This window comes from Roseateles sp. P5_E11 (genome assembly GCF_054049355.1).
Genome location: NZ_JBFUMO010001135.1, coordinates 1 through 784, shown reverse-complemented (window position 1 = coordinate 784; position 784 = coordinate 1). Strand labels below are relative to the sequence as shown.

1 protein-coding gene is annotated in these 784 nt (G+C 69.9%); it reads left to right on the top strand.

The features are described 5' to 3' along the window. Positions 1–108: 108 nt before the first annotated feature. Positions 109–784, top strand: a 676-nt coding sequence (locus ACXJKR_RS33915) for a hypothetical protein (RefSeq protein WP_457326603.1), incomplete at its 3' end; no start/stop codon positions are given.

The window sequence follows — 784 nt, the reverse complement described above, 5'->3', positions numbered from 1 at the left end:
GTCCAACGCCTGCGACTGAGATCGCGGTCAGCGGTGCCGGGCCTGTTGCCTAACGTGGAGGACGCGCTGCGCGTTTCGTCCAAGCCGGCTGCGTTGCTGAATCGCTTTGTGCTTGTGCGCCGACTGCGGCTTCGCGTGGCGGCAGGTGCCAGTGCGCAGGCCTTGGCCCTGCAGCTGGAGCGGGCCTGGCAGCAACTGGCAGCGCAGGCCCAGCCCATGGAGCAGGCGAGCGAGACGGCCGAAGCGGTGTGGGCGCCTGGCCTGGCAGTGGCGCGCCAGGCGCTGTTGCGGCGATGGCTGCGCGGTGAGGACGCCAAGGCCTGGTTCTGGCAGCGGCTGATTTCACCGCATGTGGACGGCGCATGGCCGGCGCGTGCCGTGGCGCTGATGCTGATGGCAGATGACGAAGCGCCCGGGCCTTGCACCCTCGCCGGGGCGCGGCGGCAGGCCCTGCAAGTGCGTGCGCTGCTGGCGCTGGTCGCTGAGCACAGGCTGGCGGCGCAGTTCATCGAGGCCATCGCCGATGCGCAAGCCCTCGCCGTCCTGAGCCTGATCGAAGCGGCAGATGAGGACCCCCAGCTGGCTCATCGGCGGCTTCACAACGAGTCGCCTGCGCCGCCAGCCGTGACACCGCGGGCACGGCTGCTTGAGCTGATGACAGCCATGTCGGCCTGCGCTGAAGACGCGCTCATCGAGCGGCGCGTCACATCGTCGACCCTGCCGAATGCTCAGCAGGCGGAGGCAAAAGCGCTGGCAGCGCTTCCCGACGAAGCAGCGCCTGCAG